This window comes from Pseudomonas sp. TWP3-2, from assembly GCF_049897765.1.
Classification (GTDB): domain Bacteria; phylum Pseudomonadota; class Gammaproteobacteria; order Pseudomonadales; family Pseudomonadaceae; genus Aquipseudomonas.
Genome location: NZ_JAFCWW010000010.1, coordinates 26065 through 43311 on the forward strand (window position 1 = coordinate 26065; position 17247 = coordinate 43311).

Annotated in this window: 17 protein-coding genes; 11 read left to right on the forward strand and 6 right to left on the reverse strand. The window is 61.1% G+C overall.

Features of this window, described 5'->3' with window-relative positions; genetic code table 11:
- Window positions 1–25: 25 nt before the first annotated feature.
- On the forward strand, window positions 26–952 hold the full coding sequence (locus tag ACP7EE_RS16400; protein WP_426235263.1) for a 1-aminocyclopropane-1-carboxylate deaminase/D-cysteine desulfhydrase: 927 nt from the start codon (window positions 26–28) through the stop codon (window positions 950–952).
- On the opposite strand, the gene ACP7EE_RS16405 is transcribed toward ACP7EE_RS16400, so the two are convergent.
- Window positions 949–1497, reverse strand: coding sequence for a cytochrome b (locus ACP7EE_RS16405; protein ID WP_426235265.1), 549 nt, complete (start codon window positions 1495–1497; stop codon window positions 949–951). The two genes, ACP7EE_RS16400 and ACP7EE_RS16405, sit on opposite strands and share 4 nt — an antisense overlap.
- Before the next feature lie 315 nt (window positions 1498–1812).
- Here ACP7EE_RS16405 and ACP7EE_RS16410 point away from each other — a divergent pair, with 315 nt between their 5' ends.
- Window positions 1813–2457 carry a hypothetical protein gene (locus tag ACP7EE_RS16410; RefSeq protein WP_426235267.1) on the forward strand — a complete coding sequence of 215 codons (645 nt, stop codon included), beginning with the start codon at window positions 1813–1815 and terminating at the stop codon, window positions 2455–2457.
- 120 nt (window positions 2458–2577) lie between these two features.
- Here the strand turns inward: ACP7EE_RS16410 and phnX are convergent, their stop codons facing one another.
- Both phnX and ACP7EE_RS16420 read right to left on the reverse strand, forming a co-directional pair.
- Complete coding sequence (gene phnX / locus ACP7EE_RS16415) at window positions 2578–3405, reverse strand: phosphonoacetaldehyde hydrolase (protein ID WP_426205454.1); 828 nt, start codon at window positions 3403–3405, stop codon at window positions 2578–2580.
- A 49-nt stretch (window positions 3406–3454) separates the two neighbouring features.
- A complete protein-coding gene (locus ACP7EE_RS16420; protein WP_426205453.1) occupies window positions 3455–4564 on the reverse strand; it encodes a 2-aminoethylphosphonate--pyruvate transaminase in 1110 nt (369 codons plus the stop codon).
- A gap of 113 nt (window positions 4565–4677) precedes the next feature.
- On the opposite strand from ACP7EE_RS16420, the gene ACP7EE_RS16425 reads away from it, so the two are divergent.
- Window positions 4678–5538 (forward strand): LysR substrate-binding domain-containing protein, encoded by an 861-nt coding sequence (locus ACP7EE_RS16425; protein ID WP_426235269.1) that lies wholly within the window; start codon window positions 4678–4680, stop codon window positions 5536–5538.
- Window positions 5539–5585: 47 nt separating this feature from the next.
- Here ACP7EE_RS16425 and ACP7EE_RS16430 read toward each other — a convergent pair whose 3' ends face one another.
- Window positions 5586–6965, reverse strand: coding sequence for a type VI secretion system Vgr family protein (locus ACP7EE_RS16430; protein WP_426235271.1), 1380 nt, complete (start codon window positions 6963–6965; stop codon window positions 5586–5588).
- Window positions 6966–7185: 220 nt separating this feature from the next.
- Between ACP7EE_RS16430 and ACP7EE_RS16435 the strand changes: the two genes are divergently transcribed.
- The gene (locus ACP7EE_RS16435; RefSeq protein WP_420650125.1) at window positions 7186–7890 is read left to right on the forward strand and encodes a YebC/PmpR family DNA-binding transcriptional regulator; all 705 of its coding nucleotides are present in this window, start codon (window positions 7186–7188) and stop codon (window positions 7888–7890) included.
- Window positions 7891–8016: 126 nt separating this feature from the next.
- Here ACP7EE_RS16435 and ACP7EE_RS16440 read toward each other — a convergent pair whose 3' ends face one another.
- The gene (locus ACP7EE_RS16440; protein WP_426235273.1) at window positions 8017–9330 is read right to left on the reverse strand and encodes a protein kinase; all 1314 of its coding nucleotides are present in this window, start codon (window positions 9328–9330) and stop codon (window positions 8017–8019) included.
- Between the two features lie 72 nt (window positions 9331–9402).
- Entirely contained in the window at window positions 9403–10527 is a 1125-nt protein-coding gene (gene zapE / locus ACP7EE_RS16445; RefSeq protein ID WP_426235275.1) for a cell division protein ZapE, read from the reverse strand.
- Between the two features lie 272 nt (window positions 10528–10799).
- Here zapE and ACP7EE_RS16450 point away from each other — a divergent pair, with 272 nt between their 5' ends.
- The 7 genes from ACP7EE_RS16450 to ACP7EE_RS16480 all read left to right on the forward strand — a co-directional run bounded on the left by ACP7EE_RS16450 (window position 10800) and on the right by ACP7EE_RS16480 (window position 17247).
- Entirely contained in the window at window positions 10800–11321 is a 522-nt protein-coding gene (locus ACP7EE_RS16450; RefSeq protein ID WP_426235277.1) for a Csu type fimbrial protein, read from the forward strand.
- Between the two features lie 106 nt (window positions 11322–11427).
- Window positions 11428–11958 carry a spore coat U domain-containing protein gene (locus tag ACP7EE_RS16455; protein WP_420650121.1) on the forward strand — a complete coding sequence of 177 codons (531 nt, stop codon included), beginning with the start codon at window positions 11428–11430 and terminating at the stop codon, window positions 11956–11958.
- A 20-nt stretch (window positions 11959–11978) separates the two neighbouring features.
- Entirely contained in the window at window positions 11979–12515 is a 537-nt protein-coding gene (locus tag ACP7EE_RS16460) for a spore coat U domain-containing protein (RefSeq protein ID WP_420650120.1), read from the forward strand.
- Window positions 12516–12519: 4 nt separating this feature from the next.
- Window positions 12520–13020 (forward strand): Csu type fimbrial protein, encoded by a 501-nt coding sequence (locus tag ACP7EE_RS16465; RefSeq protein WP_426205445.1) that lies wholly within the window; start codon window positions 12520–12522, stop codon window positions 13018–13020.
- 23 nt (window positions 13021–13043) lie between these two features.
- Window positions 13044–13826 (forward strand): fimbrial biogenesis chaperone, encoded by a 783-nt coding sequence (locus ACP7EE_RS16470; RefSeq protein WP_426205444.1) that lies wholly within the window; start codon window positions 13044–13046, stop codon window positions 13824–13826.
- Window positions 13827–13927: 101 nt separating this feature from the next.
- The gene (locus ACP7EE_RS16475; protein WP_426235281.1) at window positions 13928–16285 is read left to right on the forward strand and encodes a fimbria/pilus outer membrane usher protein; all 2358 of its coding nucleotides are present in this window, start codon (window positions 13928–13930) and stop codon (window positions 16283–16285) included.
- Window positions 16282–17247, forward strand: coding sequence for a Csu type fimbrial protein (locus ACP7EE_RS16480; RefSeq protein ID WP_426235283.1), 966 nt, complete (start codon window positions 16282–16284; stop codon window positions 17245–17247). Before ACP7EE_RS16475 ends, ACP7EE_RS16480 begins: the two co-directional genes overlap by 4 nt.

The following is a 17247-nucleotide window of genomic DNA, read 5'->3' on the forward strand; positions in this document are numbered from 1 at the left end:
GGCTCCTTAAACAGAGCCGGCATTTATGCTTTTGCCCCCCTCCGATTGGCTTCCTCAAGCCCCTTTGCAATCACTCGATCTGGACTGGCTCCATGCCGCCGGAATCGAAGTGGCGATCCTGCGTCTGGACCAGATCGACCCACTGATCAGCGGCAACAAGTGGTTCAAGCTCGTCGAACATCTGAAAGCCGCTGACCTTGCCGGTGCCGAAGGCATCATCAGCCTCGGTGGCGCGCACTCCAATCATTTGCACGCGCTGGCGGCGGCGGGCAAACGTCTGGGGTTCACCACGGTCGGCCTGTTGCGCGGGCATGCGCAGGACACGCCGACGGTGCGGGATCTGCAAGCATTCGGTATGCATCTGCACTGGCTCGGGTATGGCGGTTATCGGGCGCGTAATGAGTCGGGATTCTGGGAGCCGTGGCGAGCGCAGTATCCCCAGCTGCATCCAGTGCCCGAGGGCGGTGGCGGATTGCCCGGTGCGCTGGGCTGCTCGGCGATCAGGCAGCAGGCGGTTGCGCAGTTAAAAACGTTGGGTTGGGATGATTTTCACGGCTGGTGGCTGGCGTGTGGCACGGGCACTACGCTGGCCGGCATGGTGCTGGCGGAGGCGGGTAAGCACGGGGTTTACGGCGCACTGGCAGTGCCCGACGATCACGGTGTCGCACCGCAGGTCGAGGCGATTCTTCATGAAGCCGGAATATCCAATTCGACCTACGAACTGCTCGACGCCAGCCGTGGCGGCTTCGCCAAAGTCGATGCGCAATTGCTGGAGTTCATCGCACACACCGAACAGGCCAGCGGTGTTCCCTTCGAGCCGCTGTACACCGGCAAGGCGTTGCTCGCGCTCAAGCAACAGGTCGAGGCGGGCAAGTTCGCTCGCGGTACACGGCTGATCTTCATCCACACCGGCGGCTTGCAGGGCCGCCGGGGATTCGATGGCAGGTGCTAGCCGCGTTTGGGCATCATCCGCAGCAGGGTGTTATCGCGCACCACATAATGATGATAAATCCCCGCCAGCGCATGCAGCCCGATCAGCCAATAGCCGATGGTGGCGATGAGCACGTGCCAGTATTCGATTTGCTTGGCGAACGCCTTGTCTTCGCTCACCAATAGCGGCAGGTCGAAACCGTAGAACATCACCTGATGCCCCTCGGCGCTGGTGATCAGCCAGCCGAGAATCGGCATGCTGATCATGAACAGGTACAACGCCCAATGCATCAGCCGCGCCAAGACCGTTTGCCATTGCGGCGATGCCGGAAAGATCTGCGGCGCCGGCCCCAGGCTGCGGGCAAACAGGCGCAACCACACCAGCACGAATACCGTCAGCCCCAGCAGGTAATGCACTTCGCGGATCAGCGTGCGCCCTCCGCTACCCTTGGGAAAGAAACCACGCAGTTCCATGCTGGCGTACACCAGTACCAACAGCACCAGCATCAGCCAGTGCAGCAGGATCGACACAGTGCTGTAACGAGAGGCGGAATTTGTCCACGACATAGGGTGTTCCTCACGGGTCAGGGGCCAAGCGTGCCGTTCTTGAACGACGGCAAGCTTTAACTGTAATCCCGTTGCGGACTTTCTTCCTGATCGAGGTCATCTTTTTTTACGGCGTTCGGGAGGTGATGTTTTCAGAGTGTTCAACATTTTGAATGCAACGCTGTAACCGAGTGTTGTTTATATCTTGTATTTGCGAAAGTTTGAGTGTTTTTAGTCGAGTGGTTATTGTCGTTGGCAGTCGGTAATTGAAGTTTTATTTGATTGCCTAAATCAACGGCAGCAATAAATCAGCTGCTTGAATAAATGGATGTATATATGGCTTTCAGTATTTTGCTGGATAACAAATCTGGATATATCGTGCGCAAGGCCATGGCCAAACCTCCGGTATCGAAACCCGGGATTTCCGTGCCGAAGCCAAAGCCGCCAGTGCCGCCGGTCAAGCCACCAGTGCCGCCGGTCAAACCTCCGGTGAAGCCACCAGTACCGCCGGTCAAACCTCCGGTGAAACCGCCAGTGCCGCCGGTCAAACCACCCGTCAAGCCGCCCGTGCCACCGGTCAAGCCTCCAGTGCCGCCAGGCACACCTCCGGTCAAGCCCGTAGCAGGTGTCAGGCCGCCAATGCCGTGGCCTACGCTGAATATCAACGTCGATCCGGTTGCGCTGTACAACCTGCTGAATGCGCTGGGCAGCACGCGCAACCCTGACGGGTCCACTGCGCTGGTTGATGGCAGTGTGATCAACCCCGAGCAGACTGCAGTAACGCGTCCCGACGGGATCATTCAGCACGCGGATGGTCGAGTGGAGCATCCAGACGGACGCATTGTCTGGCCGGATGACACCATTGAATATCCCGATGGACGTATTGTCTGGGCAGATGGAACCGAGCAACTGCCCGACGGTTCGATTAAATACCCGGACGGACTGGCATACGATGCTGACGGTAATCTGATTTCTGAGTGAATAACCAGGTTCGTCAATAATGAGTCATATTGTTTTTTACTATTGGCTGAGTTTTGTTAGTTGTCAGACGAAATAAAAAAACCGCCAGGCCTTTCCGGGTTGGCGGTTTTTATAGTGTGATTAAAAGCTTTGCGGCATTTCTCCATTTGCCAGACGTTGGTTGATATCGGCAATCACTTCTGGCAAATCGGTAATGGTGTCGATCATGTAATGCGGGCGCGAGGCTGCGAACAGTGCGTGAATGCGCTCGCGTTCGCTGGCCAGTGCGTCACTGCTCAGCGCGCGATAACCAGCGTAATCCAGCCCCAGCGCATTGCCTGAGCAGATCAGCGCGACCGTCCACATCCCGGCGCGGCGGCCTTCGAGAATGCCCGGCACGGTGTCGTCGATTTTCACACACGCAGCAACATCATCGATGCCCAGCGCAATCACGTTGGCCAATGCCTGAGCTGGCCAAGGGCGGCCGTTTGGCACTTCATCGGTGGCGACTACGTGATCGGCGACGTAGCCGTTGCTCGCGGCCAATTCGACGACTTTGTCCATGACTTGCTTCGGATACCCGGAACACGAGCCGATTTTGATCCCTTGCTGGCGCAGGTTGGCGATGGTCTCCAGTGCGCCGGGGATCAGTGCCGAGTGCTCGGCGATTTTTTCGATCTGCAACGGCATGAAGCGCTCATAGATGGCGGTAACGTCGTCGTCAGTCGGGGTGCGACCGAACGCCTTGCGATAACGCTCGGCGACTTGCGGCTGGTCGCACAAGGTGCGGATGTGATCCCACTTGCCCATGCCCATCGGCCCGCGGGCTTCTTCGATGGAGACCTGAACGTCGAATTCGGCGAAGGCTTCGACAAAAATCTGCGTGGGTGCGAATGAGCCGAAATCGACTACGGTGCCGGCCCAGTCGAGGATCGCGGCTTGCAGCTGGGTTGGGTTGCTGTAGTTCATGCTGATCAAATCCTGTGGTAAATGACTGAAAAAGCTGTGTGCCGGGAAATCAGATAGCGAGGACTTCCATCTCGCGCAGCGCCTCGCCAATCGCCGCCACGGCTTCGCGCATTTGCGCCGGGTTGACGTGGCCGATGCAGCCGACGCGGAAGGTTTCGAGCTGGGTCAGTTTGCCGGGGTAGAGGATGTAACCCTTGGCCTTGACCCGTTCGTAGAAGTCCTTGAACTGGTAGCGCGGATCGTTGGGCGCATGGAAAGTGGCAATGATCGGCGCCTGAATTTCTGCCGGCAGAAAACTGCGCAGCCCAAGCGTGGCCATTTCTTCCATCAGCGCCTGACAGTTGGCCGCATAACGCGCATGCCGCGCCGGCAGGCCGCCTTCTTCGTGGTATTGCAGCAGCGCTTCGTGCAGCGCGGCGACTACGTGGGTCGGCGGGGTGAAGCGCCACTGCCCGGTTTTTTGCATATAGCTGTGCTGATCGAACAGATCCATCGCCAGCGAATGCGAATTGCCGGCGGAGGCGGCCAGTGATTCCTTGCGGGCGAATACGAAACCCATGCCCGGCACGCCTTCCAGGCATTTGCCCGAAGCGGCGATCAGCGCATCGAACGGCACTTGTTGCGCATCCACCGGCAAGGCGCCGAAAGAACTCATGGCATCGATGATCAGGCGTTTGCCGTGCTGCGCAATAACTTGGGCAATTTCTGCCAGTGGATTGAGGATGCCGGTGCTGGTTTCACAATGAATCAGTGCGACGTGGGTGATATCACCGTCGGCGCGCAACAGGCGGTCTACGTCGGCCGCGGTGGTCGGCTCATCTTCGGCGGTTTCGAAGGTGCTGAACGAGCGGCCGAGCACTTCGCAGATCTTCGCCAGACGCTTGCCGTACGCGCCGTTGATCAATACCAGAATCTTGCCGTCACGCGGCACGAGGGTGCCGATCGCGGCTTCGACGGCGAAGGTGCCGCTGCCTTGCAATGGCACGCAGTGGTGCGTCGCCGCGCCGTTGAGGATCGCCACTAATTGTTCGCAGAGGCTGGCGGTCAGTTGATTGAAGCGGTCATCCCATGAACCCCAGTCGACCATCATCGCCTGGCGGGTTCGCGCCGAAGTGGTCAACGGGCCGGGAGTGAGCAGGATGGGGGCGGCAATACTCATTCGTGTGTCCTCGCGAAAGCGCTGGGGGATGAAGCTACGGCGCCTAAGTTGCAATTCGGCGAGCCATCAATCAAATTGTTTGTTGTTATGCCAGCCATCAGTGAGAGTTATTCATGAATCTGTTTCAGCTGCGCGCCTTCGATGCTGTCGCCCGAGAAGGCAGCTTCACCCGCGCTGCTGCGCGGCTGTTCATCAGTCAGCCGGCGGTCACCGGGCACATCAAGGCGCTGGAGGAGCACTACCAGATCACCCTGCTAAGGCGCACCGCGCGGCGGGTCGAGCTGACCGAGGAGGGCAGCAAACTCGCGGCCATTACCCGGGCGATGTTCGGCATGGCCGAAGAGGCGCAGGCGTTGCTCGAAGCCAATCGGCAACTGCTAAGCGGTCGTCTTGAAGTGGCGGCTGACGGCCCGCACATGGTCATGCCGATGCTCGCCAGCCTGCGCGCGCGGTATCCGGGGATTACGGTGAACCTGCGGTTGGGCAACGCGCAGGAAACCCTCGCCGCGCTGATGTCCGAGCATGCCGACGTGGCGGTGTTGACCGAAGTCGAGCCGCGCAAGGGCCTGCATCTGCAAGCGCTGAGCGAATCGCGGATTTGCGCATTGGTGCCGGCCGGGCATCCTTGGGCGGCGCGTACGTCTGAAGTGCAGCTCAAGGAACTGGATCAAGTGATCATGGTGCTGCGCGAGCCCAGTTCGATCACCCGGCGCACCTTCGATCAGGCCTGTGCGCAGGCGTCGGTCAATCCACGGGTGCTGCTGGAGCTGGACAGTCGCGAGGCAGTGACCGAAGCCGTGGCGGCCGAGCTCGGCGTCGGCGTGGTGTCTTCGGTGGAGGTCAGCCATGACCCGCGCGTGGTGGCGATTGCGCTTGCCGGAGAGGGATTGGTCAACCGGCACATGCTCGGATGCGTCGAGCGGCGCCGGGAGTTGCGCCTGATTCAGGCGTTTTTCGATTTGGCGCCTTCATGAAATACCGAGTCGCCGCAATCGCGGGCAAGGCTGACAAAGGCTAAAGCTCAAGGCGCGGCGCGGTTGAGCAGCCAGTTGAGTAAAGGGTCGTCCGTGTCGGGCTCAGGCATGGTTTGCCGGAGTGGACGGGAACCACAGGCGTCGAGGCACAGGATCGGTCGATCCGGATCGCTGTCGAGAAAACTCACCCAGACCTCACTGCCGGCACGAGGCAATGCGTCTGCTGCGAGTCGGCCGCTGGTGGCAATCGGTAGCCACAAATTTTCAGTCTCGCCGAGCGCGGGCCATAGCTGCACGGCGATGCGGCCCTGGTCATCCGGTTGCGGCGGCTGGCCGGGTGTACCGCGCACTCGTGCCAGTTGATACCCGGGAATGCTCGGGCGCGCGTGGCGCAGTGGCGGACGGAAGTCGGTCGACCATGGTTGCGCGGTAAATTCATTGTGATATCCGCGGGTTGCGGGCATCGGCTCAAGGATCGACGGCTGTTGCCCCTGATGGCGCAACTCGGTGATCAGCCATTGCTCGTTGAAGCCGCTGAGCGGGTGATCGGCCACTTGGAGCAGTTGGCCACTTCGCAGACGCGGGCAATCGCTGCGGCCGTGAATCGAGCGATACTCACAACGCTGGCGCTCCAGTTGCCGACGACTGCGCTGCTCGGCATGGCGCTGTTCGCTCGGCACTAATCCCGGTTCGTTGGCGGGCACTGAATGGTTGGCCGCTTCCTCCTGACTTTGCACTTGCCCACGCTCGCGAAAGCTTTGCGCAAGCATCGGGATCACTGCTTTATGCCGCTGGAACAGTGCACTGACGGTGGGCGACGGCGCGTCATTCTCGTTGCTGAATCCGATCGATGTCGGTTGTTGCGGCAAACTCAGGCTGTCATCGGCGAACACCACCACATGCCCGTCGGGCTGGTGCTCAAAGTGATAGTGGATGCCTTCTTCTTCGCACAGGCGCTGCAACAACGCCAGATCACTCTCGTCGTACTGGATGCAGAACGGTCGGGGCGGATAGTGGCCGACGTTCATCTCGATTCGGTAACTGTGCGGTGCCAGGCAGTGTTCGGTCAGCAGTTGCTGAATAATTGCCGGCACGTCCGAGCGCGTGAACACTCGGCGTCGCGGCTGCAGGTCGAGCGCGCTTAAATGCGGCATCAGCACCAGTTGATAACCGATCCGATGCGTTCCGCGATGTTCGCAACTGACACTTTGAATGATGCCGTGAATCCCCTGATCGTTATCCAGCTGCAGGAACGCTGCCTGGTGCAGCAGACTACCCGGCGGTTGCGCCGGGGCCAGGCCGATGACTTCAATCTCGAAACGATACAACTGATTCAGCGCTTCATGACCACTGAAACGCAGCACCGGCAGGCAGAGGCCGCCATCGAGCAGGGTCAGGGTGAAGGGGCTTTCCTTGTCATTGAGCATTCGCGCGGCTCTGTCAGGCAATACGGACGGCAGAGGGTACGAAACCGCAGCGCGAAATAGGCATGGCATAGGGGGTTTTCAGAATTGCCCTACAAGCCGCGTAGAAGATGTCGATTCGGCAACCGAATTTTTGGTCGATTGCCGACTTTAGGCCGTATAAACTTGGCGCCACCGCGTCGGCCAATAAATGTCTCGGCGCCACAGATCAAGAGAGTGAGTAATGGGCGCACAGTGGAAGGTTAAACACAAAGAAGCGGCATCCAACGCAAAGGGCAAGATCTTCGGCAAACTGGTCAAGGAAATCACCATTGCTGCGCGCAACGGTGCCGATACCGCGACCAACGCACATTTGCGTCTGGTGGTCGAACAGGCCAAAAAAGCTTCGATGCCGAAAGAAACCCTGGATCGCGCGATCAAGAAAGGCGCGGGCCTGCTTGGCGAAACCGTGCAATACCATCGCGTGACCTACGAAGGTTTTGCTCCGCATCAGGTGCCGTTGATCGTCGAATGCGTCACCGACAACATCAACCGCACCGTGGCGGAAATCCGCGTGGCGTTCCGCAAGGGACAGTTGGGTGCGTCCGGTTCGGTGGCCTGGGACTTCAACCACGTCGGCATGATCGAAGCTTCGGCGGACAGCGCGGATTCCGATCCGGAAATGGCTGCGATTGAAGCCGGTGCGCAGGATTTCGAGGCGGGTGAAGACGGCGCGACGTTGTTCCTGACCGATCCGACTGACCTCGATGCCGTGCAGAAAGCACTGCCGGAGCAGGGCTTCACCGTGTTGTCGGCCAAGCTTGGCTACCAGCCGAAGAACCCGGTCAGCGGTTTGAGTGATGAGCAGATGGCTGAAGTCGAAGCCTTCCTCGAAGGCCTCGATAACCATGACGACGTGCAGGACATGTTTGTCGGATTGGCGGGCTAACCTGCGGCAGATGTGATCGACCTGTGGCGAGGGAGCTTGCTCCCGCTGGATGGCGAAGCCGTCCCAATCAGACGACTGCTACGCAGCCGAGCGGGAGCAAGCTCCCTCGCCACGGAATCCAGGCGATCACAGGTTATGCAGCAACTGCACAACCTCGCTGAACCCCGGCCGCCCCAGCACATCCGGCTGGCAGCAGCGCCGCTCCAGGCCTTCCAGCGCCACACGCTGCCCATCGCTCAACCCCGAGTCGATGCGCGCCAGCAATTCACCCAGCAGCACCCCGAACGCGCGTACTTCAATGCGTTGCAAGGCACGGGTTTCCAGACTGTCTTCGGTGGTATGGAACGACGCCGCACCAAAATCCCCCAACAGACAATCACCACGCTCATTCAACAGGATGTTGTGCCCGTATAGATCACCGTGGGTGATGCCTTGTCGATGTAGATGCTCGGCAGCTGCGGCGATGCCCCGCGCAATGCGCAACGCGACCTCGGCCGTAAAACGGCAGTCCTCGGCATACACATCCCGCGAGCAAGACACGAGGCTTGGCAATCCGGCCAGATTGAGATAACTCGGGTCGATCAGTTGCATCACCAGCCCTTGCTGACCATCCGGATGGTTGCCGATGCGTCCTTCGACGCGAATCAGATTCGGGTGCAATCCAGCGGTGATGCAGGCGTTCATTTCGTGCAGCGGCGAGCCGTCGCTGGTCATTTCGCCTTTGTAGAGTTTTACCGCCACTTGCGAGGTCGGCTGATCGGCAGGTTGCCAGATCGCCCGGGAAATCACCCCGGAAGCGCCTTCACCGAGTTGCTGTTCCAGACGCAAGGTCGACCAGTCAATGATCGGCGTCGCTTCAAGTGCCGCCGCGTCTGCTTCGGTCTCCAGCGGATTGCCGGCATAGGCCAGCCAGGTCAGGCTCGGCAGGGTCAGCAGCCATTGCGGCAGTTCGGTCATCCGATTGGCGGCGATCCTGAGCAACTCCAGCCTGTGACATTGGCTCAACGATGGCGGTAACGTTTGCAGACGATTGCCCGCCAGCATGAGCTTCTGCAACTGCGGGCGCTCGCCGAGTTCGACGGGCAGGGTTTCGATGCAGTTGTCAGTCAGGATCAACCAGCGCAACAGCGGCGGCAGCGCCGCGCCGGGCACATGGGCGATGCGGTTGGACTTGAAGCCGATCATCGTCAATGCCGGGCACTGACCCAGGCACGCCGGCAACTCGGTAAACAGGTTATCCGAACAAAACAGCACTCGCAGGTGCGTCAGCCGATGCAGGTCATCCGGCAGACTGCTCAAGGCATTACCGCTGAGGTTGAGGACTTCCAGCGAATCGGCGAGGTCGAAAATTTCCCGCGGAAATTCGCTCAGGCCTTCTGCCAGATCCAGACGAGTGATGCCCGACAACTCGCCGGCGCGCAATTGAGCAAGGGTGTGCATGAAGGTGTTCGCTTTAGACAGATAGGCGCGAGGCGCCGGAAATTGCGCGACATGATAGCGCCAGACGGTTGGCTATTCGCGCACTTCTGACAATTGCCCCAAGCGACTGCGGGTGCGGGCGAGGTCGATGGCGTCACCGGCAAGGCTTTCGCCCAAGGGTAGCTGGCCGAGCAGGGTCAGGTGTTTGTCCTGATCGTAAAGCACGTCGATCAGGTTGATGAAGCGCTGCTGAGCGGCGATCGAGCATGCACCGAGTTGCGGCAGGTCGTCGATGATCCAGCGGTCGAAGCGCCGACAAAGCTCCAGATAGTCCATGACCGCTGTCGGTTGTTCGCACAGATCGGCGAAGGTGAAACCGACGCGGCGCTCTTCGCACAGCCGCGCTTGCAGTTCTCGTGCACCGACCTTGAGCTGCTGCGCCGGGGCATTGCTTTGCGGCAACTTCAAAGCCCGGCGTTGCTCGGCGCTGGCTGGCCACACGTAATGCCCGTGGGTAAATACCTGATGCGCGTGGTGGCGCACCTGGCTGCGGTAATCGTGCGGGCCGCCGACTTCCATGACCTGCATGCGCGCGTTGATCAGGTCGATCACCGGTTTGAACCGCGCGTGATACAGCGGATTGGGCAGCAAACCCTCCGGCGGATAATTGGAAGTGACCAGCAGCAAAATCCCACGCTTGAACAGGGCCTTGAACAGCCGGTTGATGAGCATCGCATCGCCGATGTCATGCACATGAAACTCGTCGAAACACAGCACCCGGCAGTCCTCGAGCAATGCGTCGAGGGTAACGGCGAGGGCATCGTCCTGGTCGCGATGGCGAAACATGCCTTGATGCAATTGGGCGAAAAACTCATGGAAGTGCAGGCGGCGTTTCTGCTCGATTGGCAGGGCATGAAAAAAACCGTCCAGCAGCCAGCTCTTGCCGCGCCCGACGGCGCCGTGCAGGTACAGGCTTGGTGGTATCTGCGGCTTGTTGCCAAGCAAAAGTCCGGCTTGTTGTGCGAGGCAATCGATGACGCGTTGCTGGCTATGGCTGAGGGTATAGCCCTGCGCGTGGGCCTGGTTGCGAAAGTAATCACGGATCGCTTGTGCACTGACGCAATGCCCCGCACTGGACGGGCGACTTTTGCCGAGCAGTCGGCCCAACACCGAAAAGCGCTGGGTCAGGGGCGGGCGTTTGGGTGGTCGAGCGGGCACTGTAAGGTCACTCCGATGGCGGCAGACCGGCTCCCCCGAGCGCGGCGGGGTAGTGTAACCAGATGGGTAGTTTGCCTTCCACTGCGGTTGCTCACCCGGGCTGTGGCTGGACAACAATCTGCGGCGCGTACAGCTTTTCTCAGCGGCATAAGCGGCAGTCTCGTCAACCTTTCGAAACATATCCCGGCAGAACACTGGATCCAATCGACTGGCGCAATCGCCGTCCGTTGCTAATCTGGAACCCAGTAACCACCGCACACAAGGAACGCGCAGTGAACACAAGGGTGGTCTGGGGATTGCTCGGCGGGCTCGCAGCGCCAGTCTTCGCCGCCGACTTGCAGGTCGAGGTGCGAGTCGATGTGCAGCGCGGCTGCCAGTTGGTCGGCCAGCAGCGCGAGGCCGGAATCGAGCAGTTGGGCGTGCTCGACTTTGGCAGCACCGCGCGGCTTGATGACCCGGCCGGGCCGCTCGGTGCGGCACTCACCAATCAGCGCCTGCCACGGCTGCAATGCAACCCGGACACGCCGTATCAGATGCGTGTCGATGGTGGCTTGCACGGCGGTGTCGGTGAGGTGCGCTACATGGCGGGCGAGGCGGGCAGCAAACCGATTCCGTATCGCTTGTATCAAGATGCTGCGCGGCGGATGCCGCTGGTGGTGGATGTGCCAGTGAGTGGCCGAGTGCCGGACACCGGCACAGTGGAATTGCCGTTATACGCGCGGATTGAGCGCATGGCCGAAGTGCCGCGCGTCAGCCGTTATTCGGATCTGGTCAAAGTGACTGTGACCTGGTGATTGCATCGGGTCAGTCGGCAACCCGCTGGATTCGGGTTGCGCAAGGAAGGGGCGCTCAATGACAAGCGCGATGGTCGAGTGATCCTGAAGGAGTAGGGCAAGCGCAATGACAAGCAAGCACTGGCTGGTAATCGCCACGGGCGCGCTGCTGTTGCTCACCGAACACGCACGAGCGGCGGTCAGTGGGCAAATCCACGCGCGGCTGGTGCTGATCGCAGGTTGCGAAGTGACCAACGGCGCCAGCCCGGGCCCGGTCGGCGATCTGGGCAAACTCGATTTCGGTCAGCAAGGCCCGACCTGGTACGCGCCGATCAAGGCCAGCCTCAGCACTGACAGCAGCGGCAAGCTGAATGTCGCGTGCAATCCTTCAGTCACCGGTTTCATTGTGACCATCGACGGCGGCGCGCATGGCGACGGCACCACCCGACGCCTGAGCAACGGGCGCCAGACCATCCCCTATCAGCTCTCCCTCGATCCTTCGGGCATGCAGAGCTACAGCATCGGTCAACAACACAACTTCGCTGTCACCAACGGCGCGCAAATACCGATCCCGGTATTTGGCTCGGTGGTGGCGAACACCCGCGCGGTACCGGCCGGGGTCTATACCGACACCCTGACGGTAACGCTCGACTGGTAACCCCGTAGAGGACGGACACCATGCGTACGATTGCATCAAGGATTGGTTTGTCGTTGCTCGGCCTGACGCTGGCTTCCAGCGTCAACGCCGCCACCACGGTCACCGGGCAGATCACTTCCAGCCTGATTCTGACCAGCAGTTGCCAGGTCAACGGATCCGGCGGTTCCACCGGGCTGAACTTTGGTGCCTTGAACTTCGGCACCGCCAACAGTCTGTTCACCACTGCCACCGGGCAAGTGCTTGGCGGTGGCGGCGGGGCGTTGTCGATTCTGTGCTCGGCCGGCACCACGCCGACGGTCAAGGTACGCGCCGGTGCGCATGACGGGCTGTCGCCGGGCGGCACGCGCGCGCTTTACGACGGCGTCGCCAACTACGTGCCGTATGACTTGTACACCGACGCCGGGCATTCGCAGTTGTTGGCCATCGACGGGGTGGTCAACCTCTCGGCGAGTACCGGCGTGGCGCAAACGGTGAATCTCTACGGTCAGGCCGTCGGCAAGGCCGGGCTGCCAGCCGGGACTTACACCGACACCATTGCTGTTGAACTGACGTTCTAGTGCCATGCGCCGACCAGGTTGCGCGGCGTTGTTTTCGCTGTGCGCGTGCAGCGTGCCATTGCCGCTGGCGGCGGTGACCAGCCAGAGTTTTCAGGTCAGCGCCACGGTGACGCCGGGTTGCCTGGTGGTGGGCGGGGTGTCGAATTACGGCGGCTTGAATTTCGGCACACGCTCGGCCCTGGCCACCGACACCGTGCAGGTCGCGCTGACCGGCGGCGTGCAATTGCAATGCACGCCGGGCGTCACGTTGAACATGACCGTCGATGGCGGCCAGTACAACAGCAGTGGCCGGCACATGCAGCTCAACAGCGGCAGCGCGCGGGTGGCGTATGCGCTGTTTCGCGACGCGGCTTACAGCCAGAGCCTGGGCATCGGCCAGAGCGTGGCGGTGGCCTACGGCGATGCGAACAACATCAGCCTGCCGATTTACGGTCAGGTGCAATTACCGGGCAATCAGCCTGGGGGGACTTACAGCGACGTGCTGCAGGTGCAGCTGTCGTGGTGATGTGAATGACAAGGAGTGGTTTTATGGGGTTTTCCACGTCACGGCATATGTTCGTGCGTTGCGCGATGCTGGCGCTGGTCATGTTTACGGGAGGGAATGCGCAGGCGGCGAGTTCGGTGCTGATCTGGCCGATCGATCCGGTGCTTGAGGCCGATCAACAGGCCAGTGCGCTGTGGCTGGAAAATCGCGGCACTGAAACGGCCAACCTGCAGATCCGCGTGTTCGCCTGGAATCAAAGCGGCTTCGCCGAGCAGTACCAGAATCAGCGCGACGTGATCGGCAGCCCGCCGGTGGCGAAGATCGAGCCGGGGCAAAAGCAACTGGTACGCCTGACCCGAACCCGGGACGTGCCACCGGGGCAGGAACTCGCCTACCGAATCATCATCGATGAAATCCCTTCCGCCCAACCGCCCGCCGCCGAGGGCGGCAAGACCGCCGCAGCGATCCGTTTTCAGATGCGCTATTCAGTGCCGCTGTTCGCCTATGGCGCCGGGCTGTGGAGCAAGGAAGACACCACCCGCCAGCGCGATCCCAAGAGCATCGGCCTGCCGCAATTGAGCTGGCGCACCGTTGCAGTGGATGGCCGTCCGTACGTGGAAGTGCGCAATCAGGGCGCGGTGCATGCACGGTTGACCGATGTGGCATTCAAGCAGGGTGGACAGAGCAAACCGCTGGCCGAAGGGTTGCTGGGTTACGTGCTGCCGGGCGCGGTGATGCGTTGGCCGGCGCCGGGGCCGGTGGCAGGCGAACTGGCGGGGCGAGTCAATGGTGCGCCGCAGGTACAGAGCATCGCTCCTGCACGCTAGCCAGCTAAACAAGCAATACGGGACCGCCAGGGCAGGCAGTTGACCGGGCGGCTGCGAGCGGGATCAGGAGGATTCTGTCCATTGATGGACGTACAGCGCTAATGAGTTCGGGATGGGCTCGTCGTATTCAGCGTCCGTTGTGGCTCATGACCGGCGCGTGTTGCCTGGTGTTTGTTGATCCATCGGGGGCCGGCGATCTGCCGCCGCCGCCCAGCGGCATGGAGGCCGTGAGCGATGCACAGTTGTTTCTGGAGCTGGTGGTCAATCAGATGAATACCGGGCGCGTGGTGGCGGTGGCGCAGCGCGGCGGGCGGCTGTTTCTGCCGGCCAGTGTGTTGCGCGATACCGGCATGCAACTGCCCGACACGCTAGGCGCCGAAGTCGATCTCGACGGCTTGCCGGGCCTGCACAGCGATTACGACAGCGTCGGCCAACGCTTGCTGCTGGATGTGCCGCCGGACTGGCTGCCCGAGCAGTTCATCGGCAACCGCGAGGTCTACCCGCGCACCCCGGCGCTGAGCAGTTTCGGCGCGCTGTTCAACTACGATCTGTATCTCAATGACACGGATGACGCCGGCACTTATCTAGCCGCGTGGAACGAAGTGCGGCTATTCGACAGTTGGGGCACGCTGTCCAACACCGGGCAGTACCGCCGCACGTTATCCGGCGATGCCGTCAGTACGCTGAGCAACGGATATCTGCGCTACGACACTACATGGCGCTATTCCGATGACGAACAGATGCTCACCTACGAGGCGGGCGACGTGATCAGCAGCGCCTTGCCCTGGAGTAGTTCGGTGCGACTCGGCGGCGTGCAGTTTTCCCGTGACTTTGCGGTGCGTCCGGATCTGGTGACCTATCCGCTGCCGCAATTCGCCGGGGAAGCGGCAGTGCCGTCCTCGGTGGATCTGTTCATCAACGGCTACAAATCCAGCAGCGCCGATCTGCAACCGGGGCCGTACACCCTGACCAATATTCCGTTTATCAACGGCGCGGGCGAAGCGGTCGTCGTCACCACTGATGCACTCGGTCGGCAGGTGTCGACCACTGTGCCGTTCTACGTCACCAGCAACCTGTTGCAAAAAGGCCTGAGCGATTTTTCAGTGGCGGCCGGTACCTTGCGCCGGGATTACGGTTTGAAGGATTTCAGTTACGGGCCGGGCGTGTCCTCGGCCAGTCTGCGCTACGGCATCAGCGACAGCTTCACCCTCGAGAGCCACGCCGAAGCAGCCGATACCCTGACCCTTGGCGGGCTCGGCGGCAATCTGCGTCTGGGTAATTTCGGCGTCCTCAACAGTGCGCTCAGCCAGAGCCGTTTCGATGGCGACAGCGGCCAGCAACTGAGCCTCGGCTATCAGTACAGCAACCAGCGTTTCAGCTTCTCGTATCAACGCTTGCAACGCCGCGATCAGTACGCCGATCTGACGGTGGTCGACAGTGATTACATCAGCCTCAGTCGCCGTAGTGAACAGGCGACCCTGAGCCTCAACCTCGAGCGCTGGGGCAGCCTCGGCGCCGGTTATTTCGACATTCGCGCGGCGGACGATTCACGCACCCGCTTGCTCAACCTGAGCTGGAGCAAACCGCTGTGGCGCAACAGCAGTTTCTACCTGTCGGCCAACCGCGAGATCGGCGACAGCAACTGGGCGGTGCAGGCGCAACTGGTGGTCCCGTTCGACCTGCGTGGGAGTCTGGCGATCAGCAGCGAGCGCAGCAAAACCGGGCAATCGCAGCACCGGGTCAACTACAGCCGCGCCGTGCCTTCCGAAGGCGGGGTGGGTTTTAATCTGGGGTATGCCAAGGGTGACGGCGCCGATTACCGTCAGGCCGACGTGACCTGGCGTCTGCAATCGGTGCAGTTGCAGGCCGGGGTTTATGGCTCAGCGGATGCCGAAACCCGTTGGGCGGACGCCAGCGGTTCGTTGGTGTGGATGGATCGGCAGATGTTCGCCGCCAACCGCATCGACGACGCGTTTGTGGTGGTCAGCACCGATGGCTATGCGGACATTCCGGTGCGCTACGAGAATCAGCAAGTCGGCCAGACCGATCGCAACGGTCACTTGCTGGTGGCGTGGAGCAGCGCTTACTACCGCGGCAAATACGAAATCGATCCGCTGAACCTGCCGGCCAACGTGCGCACCCCGAATGTCGAACAGCGCATCGCGGTGCGGCGTGGCAGCGGGTATTTGCTGGAGTTTCCATTGAGTCGGGTGATCGCCGCGAGCATCGTGCTGGTGGATGCGCAACAGCGCGAATTGCCCCTCGGCAGTGGCGTGCTGCATGAGCAGAGCGGCGCGCGCACGGTTGTTGGCTGGGACGGCCTGGTCTATCTGGAAAATCTCCAGCCGCAGAACTCGCTGCAGGTGAGTCTGGCGGATGGAAAAAGCTGTCAGGTGCAATTCGACGTCGATATGAATCAGGATCAAGTGCCGCTGATTGGCCCGCTGGTGTGCCGATGAGCAGGTTTTATCTGTGGTTGTTGCTGATGCTGCCGGGGGCGGTGCAAGCCGCGTGCTCGGTGGTCAGCACCACGCCGGCAGCGTTCGGTTCAATCAGTTCGATTGCGCTACGCACCACGGCGCAAAACAGCTCCACCTTGAACGGCGGTTTGAGTTGCACCGGGTCTTTGCTGTCGCTGCTGAGCAGCGGCGATCACTTCTGGGCGACTGTCACTTCCAGTCAAAGTGGCTTGCTCGGGCCGACCGGCGATGTGATCGGCTACACGATCTACGCCAACAACAGCACCAGCTACCCGCTGACACGCGGCACCGCTTACGACTTCGCCCGCAATGGCATCATCGATGCGCTCGGCCTGCTCGCTGGCCCGGTGCCGAAAACCGTGCCGCTGTACCTCGGCACCACCATCGGCAGCAACGTCGCGGCGGGGGTGTATACCGAAACTTTGAGCATCTTCTGGAACTGGAATTACTGCTCCGGAATCGGCATCGGCGCGATTTGTCTGGGCCGCGATATCGGCAGCGGCACCACCACGCTGACGGTCAACCTGACGGTGTCCAACGATTGCACGATTACCGCGCCGAACATCGCGTTCGGCAGCGCCCCGGTGGTCAGCGCGTTTACCCCGGTGACCGGGCAGACGATCAATCTGGCCTGCACCAAGGGCAGCGCCTACACCGTGGGTTTGAGCGACGGACAAAATCCGCTGAGCGTCGGCGGTCGGCGGCGCATGGTGTCTTCGGGCAATTATCTGGCCTACGACATCTTCAAAAGCGCTGGCACCACGCGTTGGGGCAGCGTCGGTGCCGCCCGCCGCGCCAGCACGGATGCCGAAGTGAATCCCGGCAACGGACTGGGCACCGGCAGTCAGATCTTCAACTACAACGCGAAGATTTATACCGATCAGGCCACGCCGCCGGGCGGGACCTATGTGGACAATGTGGTGCTGGATGTCGGGTTCTGA

Coding starts and splice junctions, on each gene's coding strand:
- ACP7EE_RS16470 (WP_426205444.1), top strand. CDS start 13,044: ATGGGGTTTTCCACGTCACGGCATATGTTCGTGCGTTGCGCGATGCTG.
- ACP7EE_RS16465 (WP_426205445.1), top strand. CDS start 12,520: ATGCGCCGACCAGGTTGCGCGGCGTTGTTTTCGCTGTGCGCGTGCAGC.
- ACP7EE_RS16410 (WP_426235267.1), top strand. CDS start 1,813: ATGGCTTTCAGTATTTTGCTGGATAACAAATCTGGATATATCGTGCGC.
- ACP7EE_RS16460 (WP_420650120.1), top strand. CDS start 11,979: ATGCGTACGATTGCATCAAGGATTGGTTTGTCGTTGCTCGGCCTGACG.
- ACP7EE_RS16480 (WP_426235283.1), top strand. CDS start 16,282: ATGAGCAGGTTTTATCTGTGGTTGTTGCTGATGCTGCCGGGGGCGGTG.
- phnX (WP_426205454.1), bottom strand. CDS start 3,405: ATGAACTACAGCAACCCAACCCAGCTGCAAGCCGCGATCCTCGACTGG.
- ACP7EE_RS16420 (WP_426205453.1), bottom strand. CDS start 4,564: ATGAGTATTGCCGCCCCCATCCTGCTCACTCCCGGCCCGTTGACCACT.
- ACP7EE_RS16475 (WP_426235281.1), top strand. CDS start 13,928: ATGAGTTCGGGATGGGCTCGTCGTATTCAGCGTCCGTTGTGGCTCATG.
- ACP7EE_RS16425 (WP_426235269.1), top strand. CDS start 4,678: ATGAATCTGTTTCAGCTGCGCGCCTTCGATGCTGTCGCCCGAGAAGGC.
- ACP7EE_RS16430 (WP_426235271.1), bottom strand. CDS start 6,965: ATGCTCAATGACAAGGAAAGCCCCTTCACCCTGACCCTGCTCGATGGC.
- ACP7EE_RS16405 (WP_426235265.1), bottom strand. CDS start 1,497: ATGTCGTGGACAAATTCCGCCTCTCGTTACAGCACTGTGTCGATCCTG.
- ACP7EE_RS16435 (WP_420650125.1), top strand. CDS start 7,186: ATGGGCGCACAGTGGAAGGTTAAACACAAAGAAGCGGCATCCAACGCA.
- ACP7EE_RS16440 (WP_426235273.1), bottom strand. CDS start 9,330: ATGCACACCCTTGCTCAATTGCGCGCCGGCGAGTTGTCGGGCATCACT.
- ACP7EE_RS16455 (WP_420650121.1), top strand. CDS start 11,428: ATGACAAGCAAGCACTGGCTGGTAATCGCCACGGGCGCGCTGCTGTTG.
- ACP7EE_RS16400 (WP_426235263.1), top strand. CDS start 26: ATGCTTTTGCCCCCCTCCGATTGGCTTCCTCAAGCCCCTTTGCAATCA.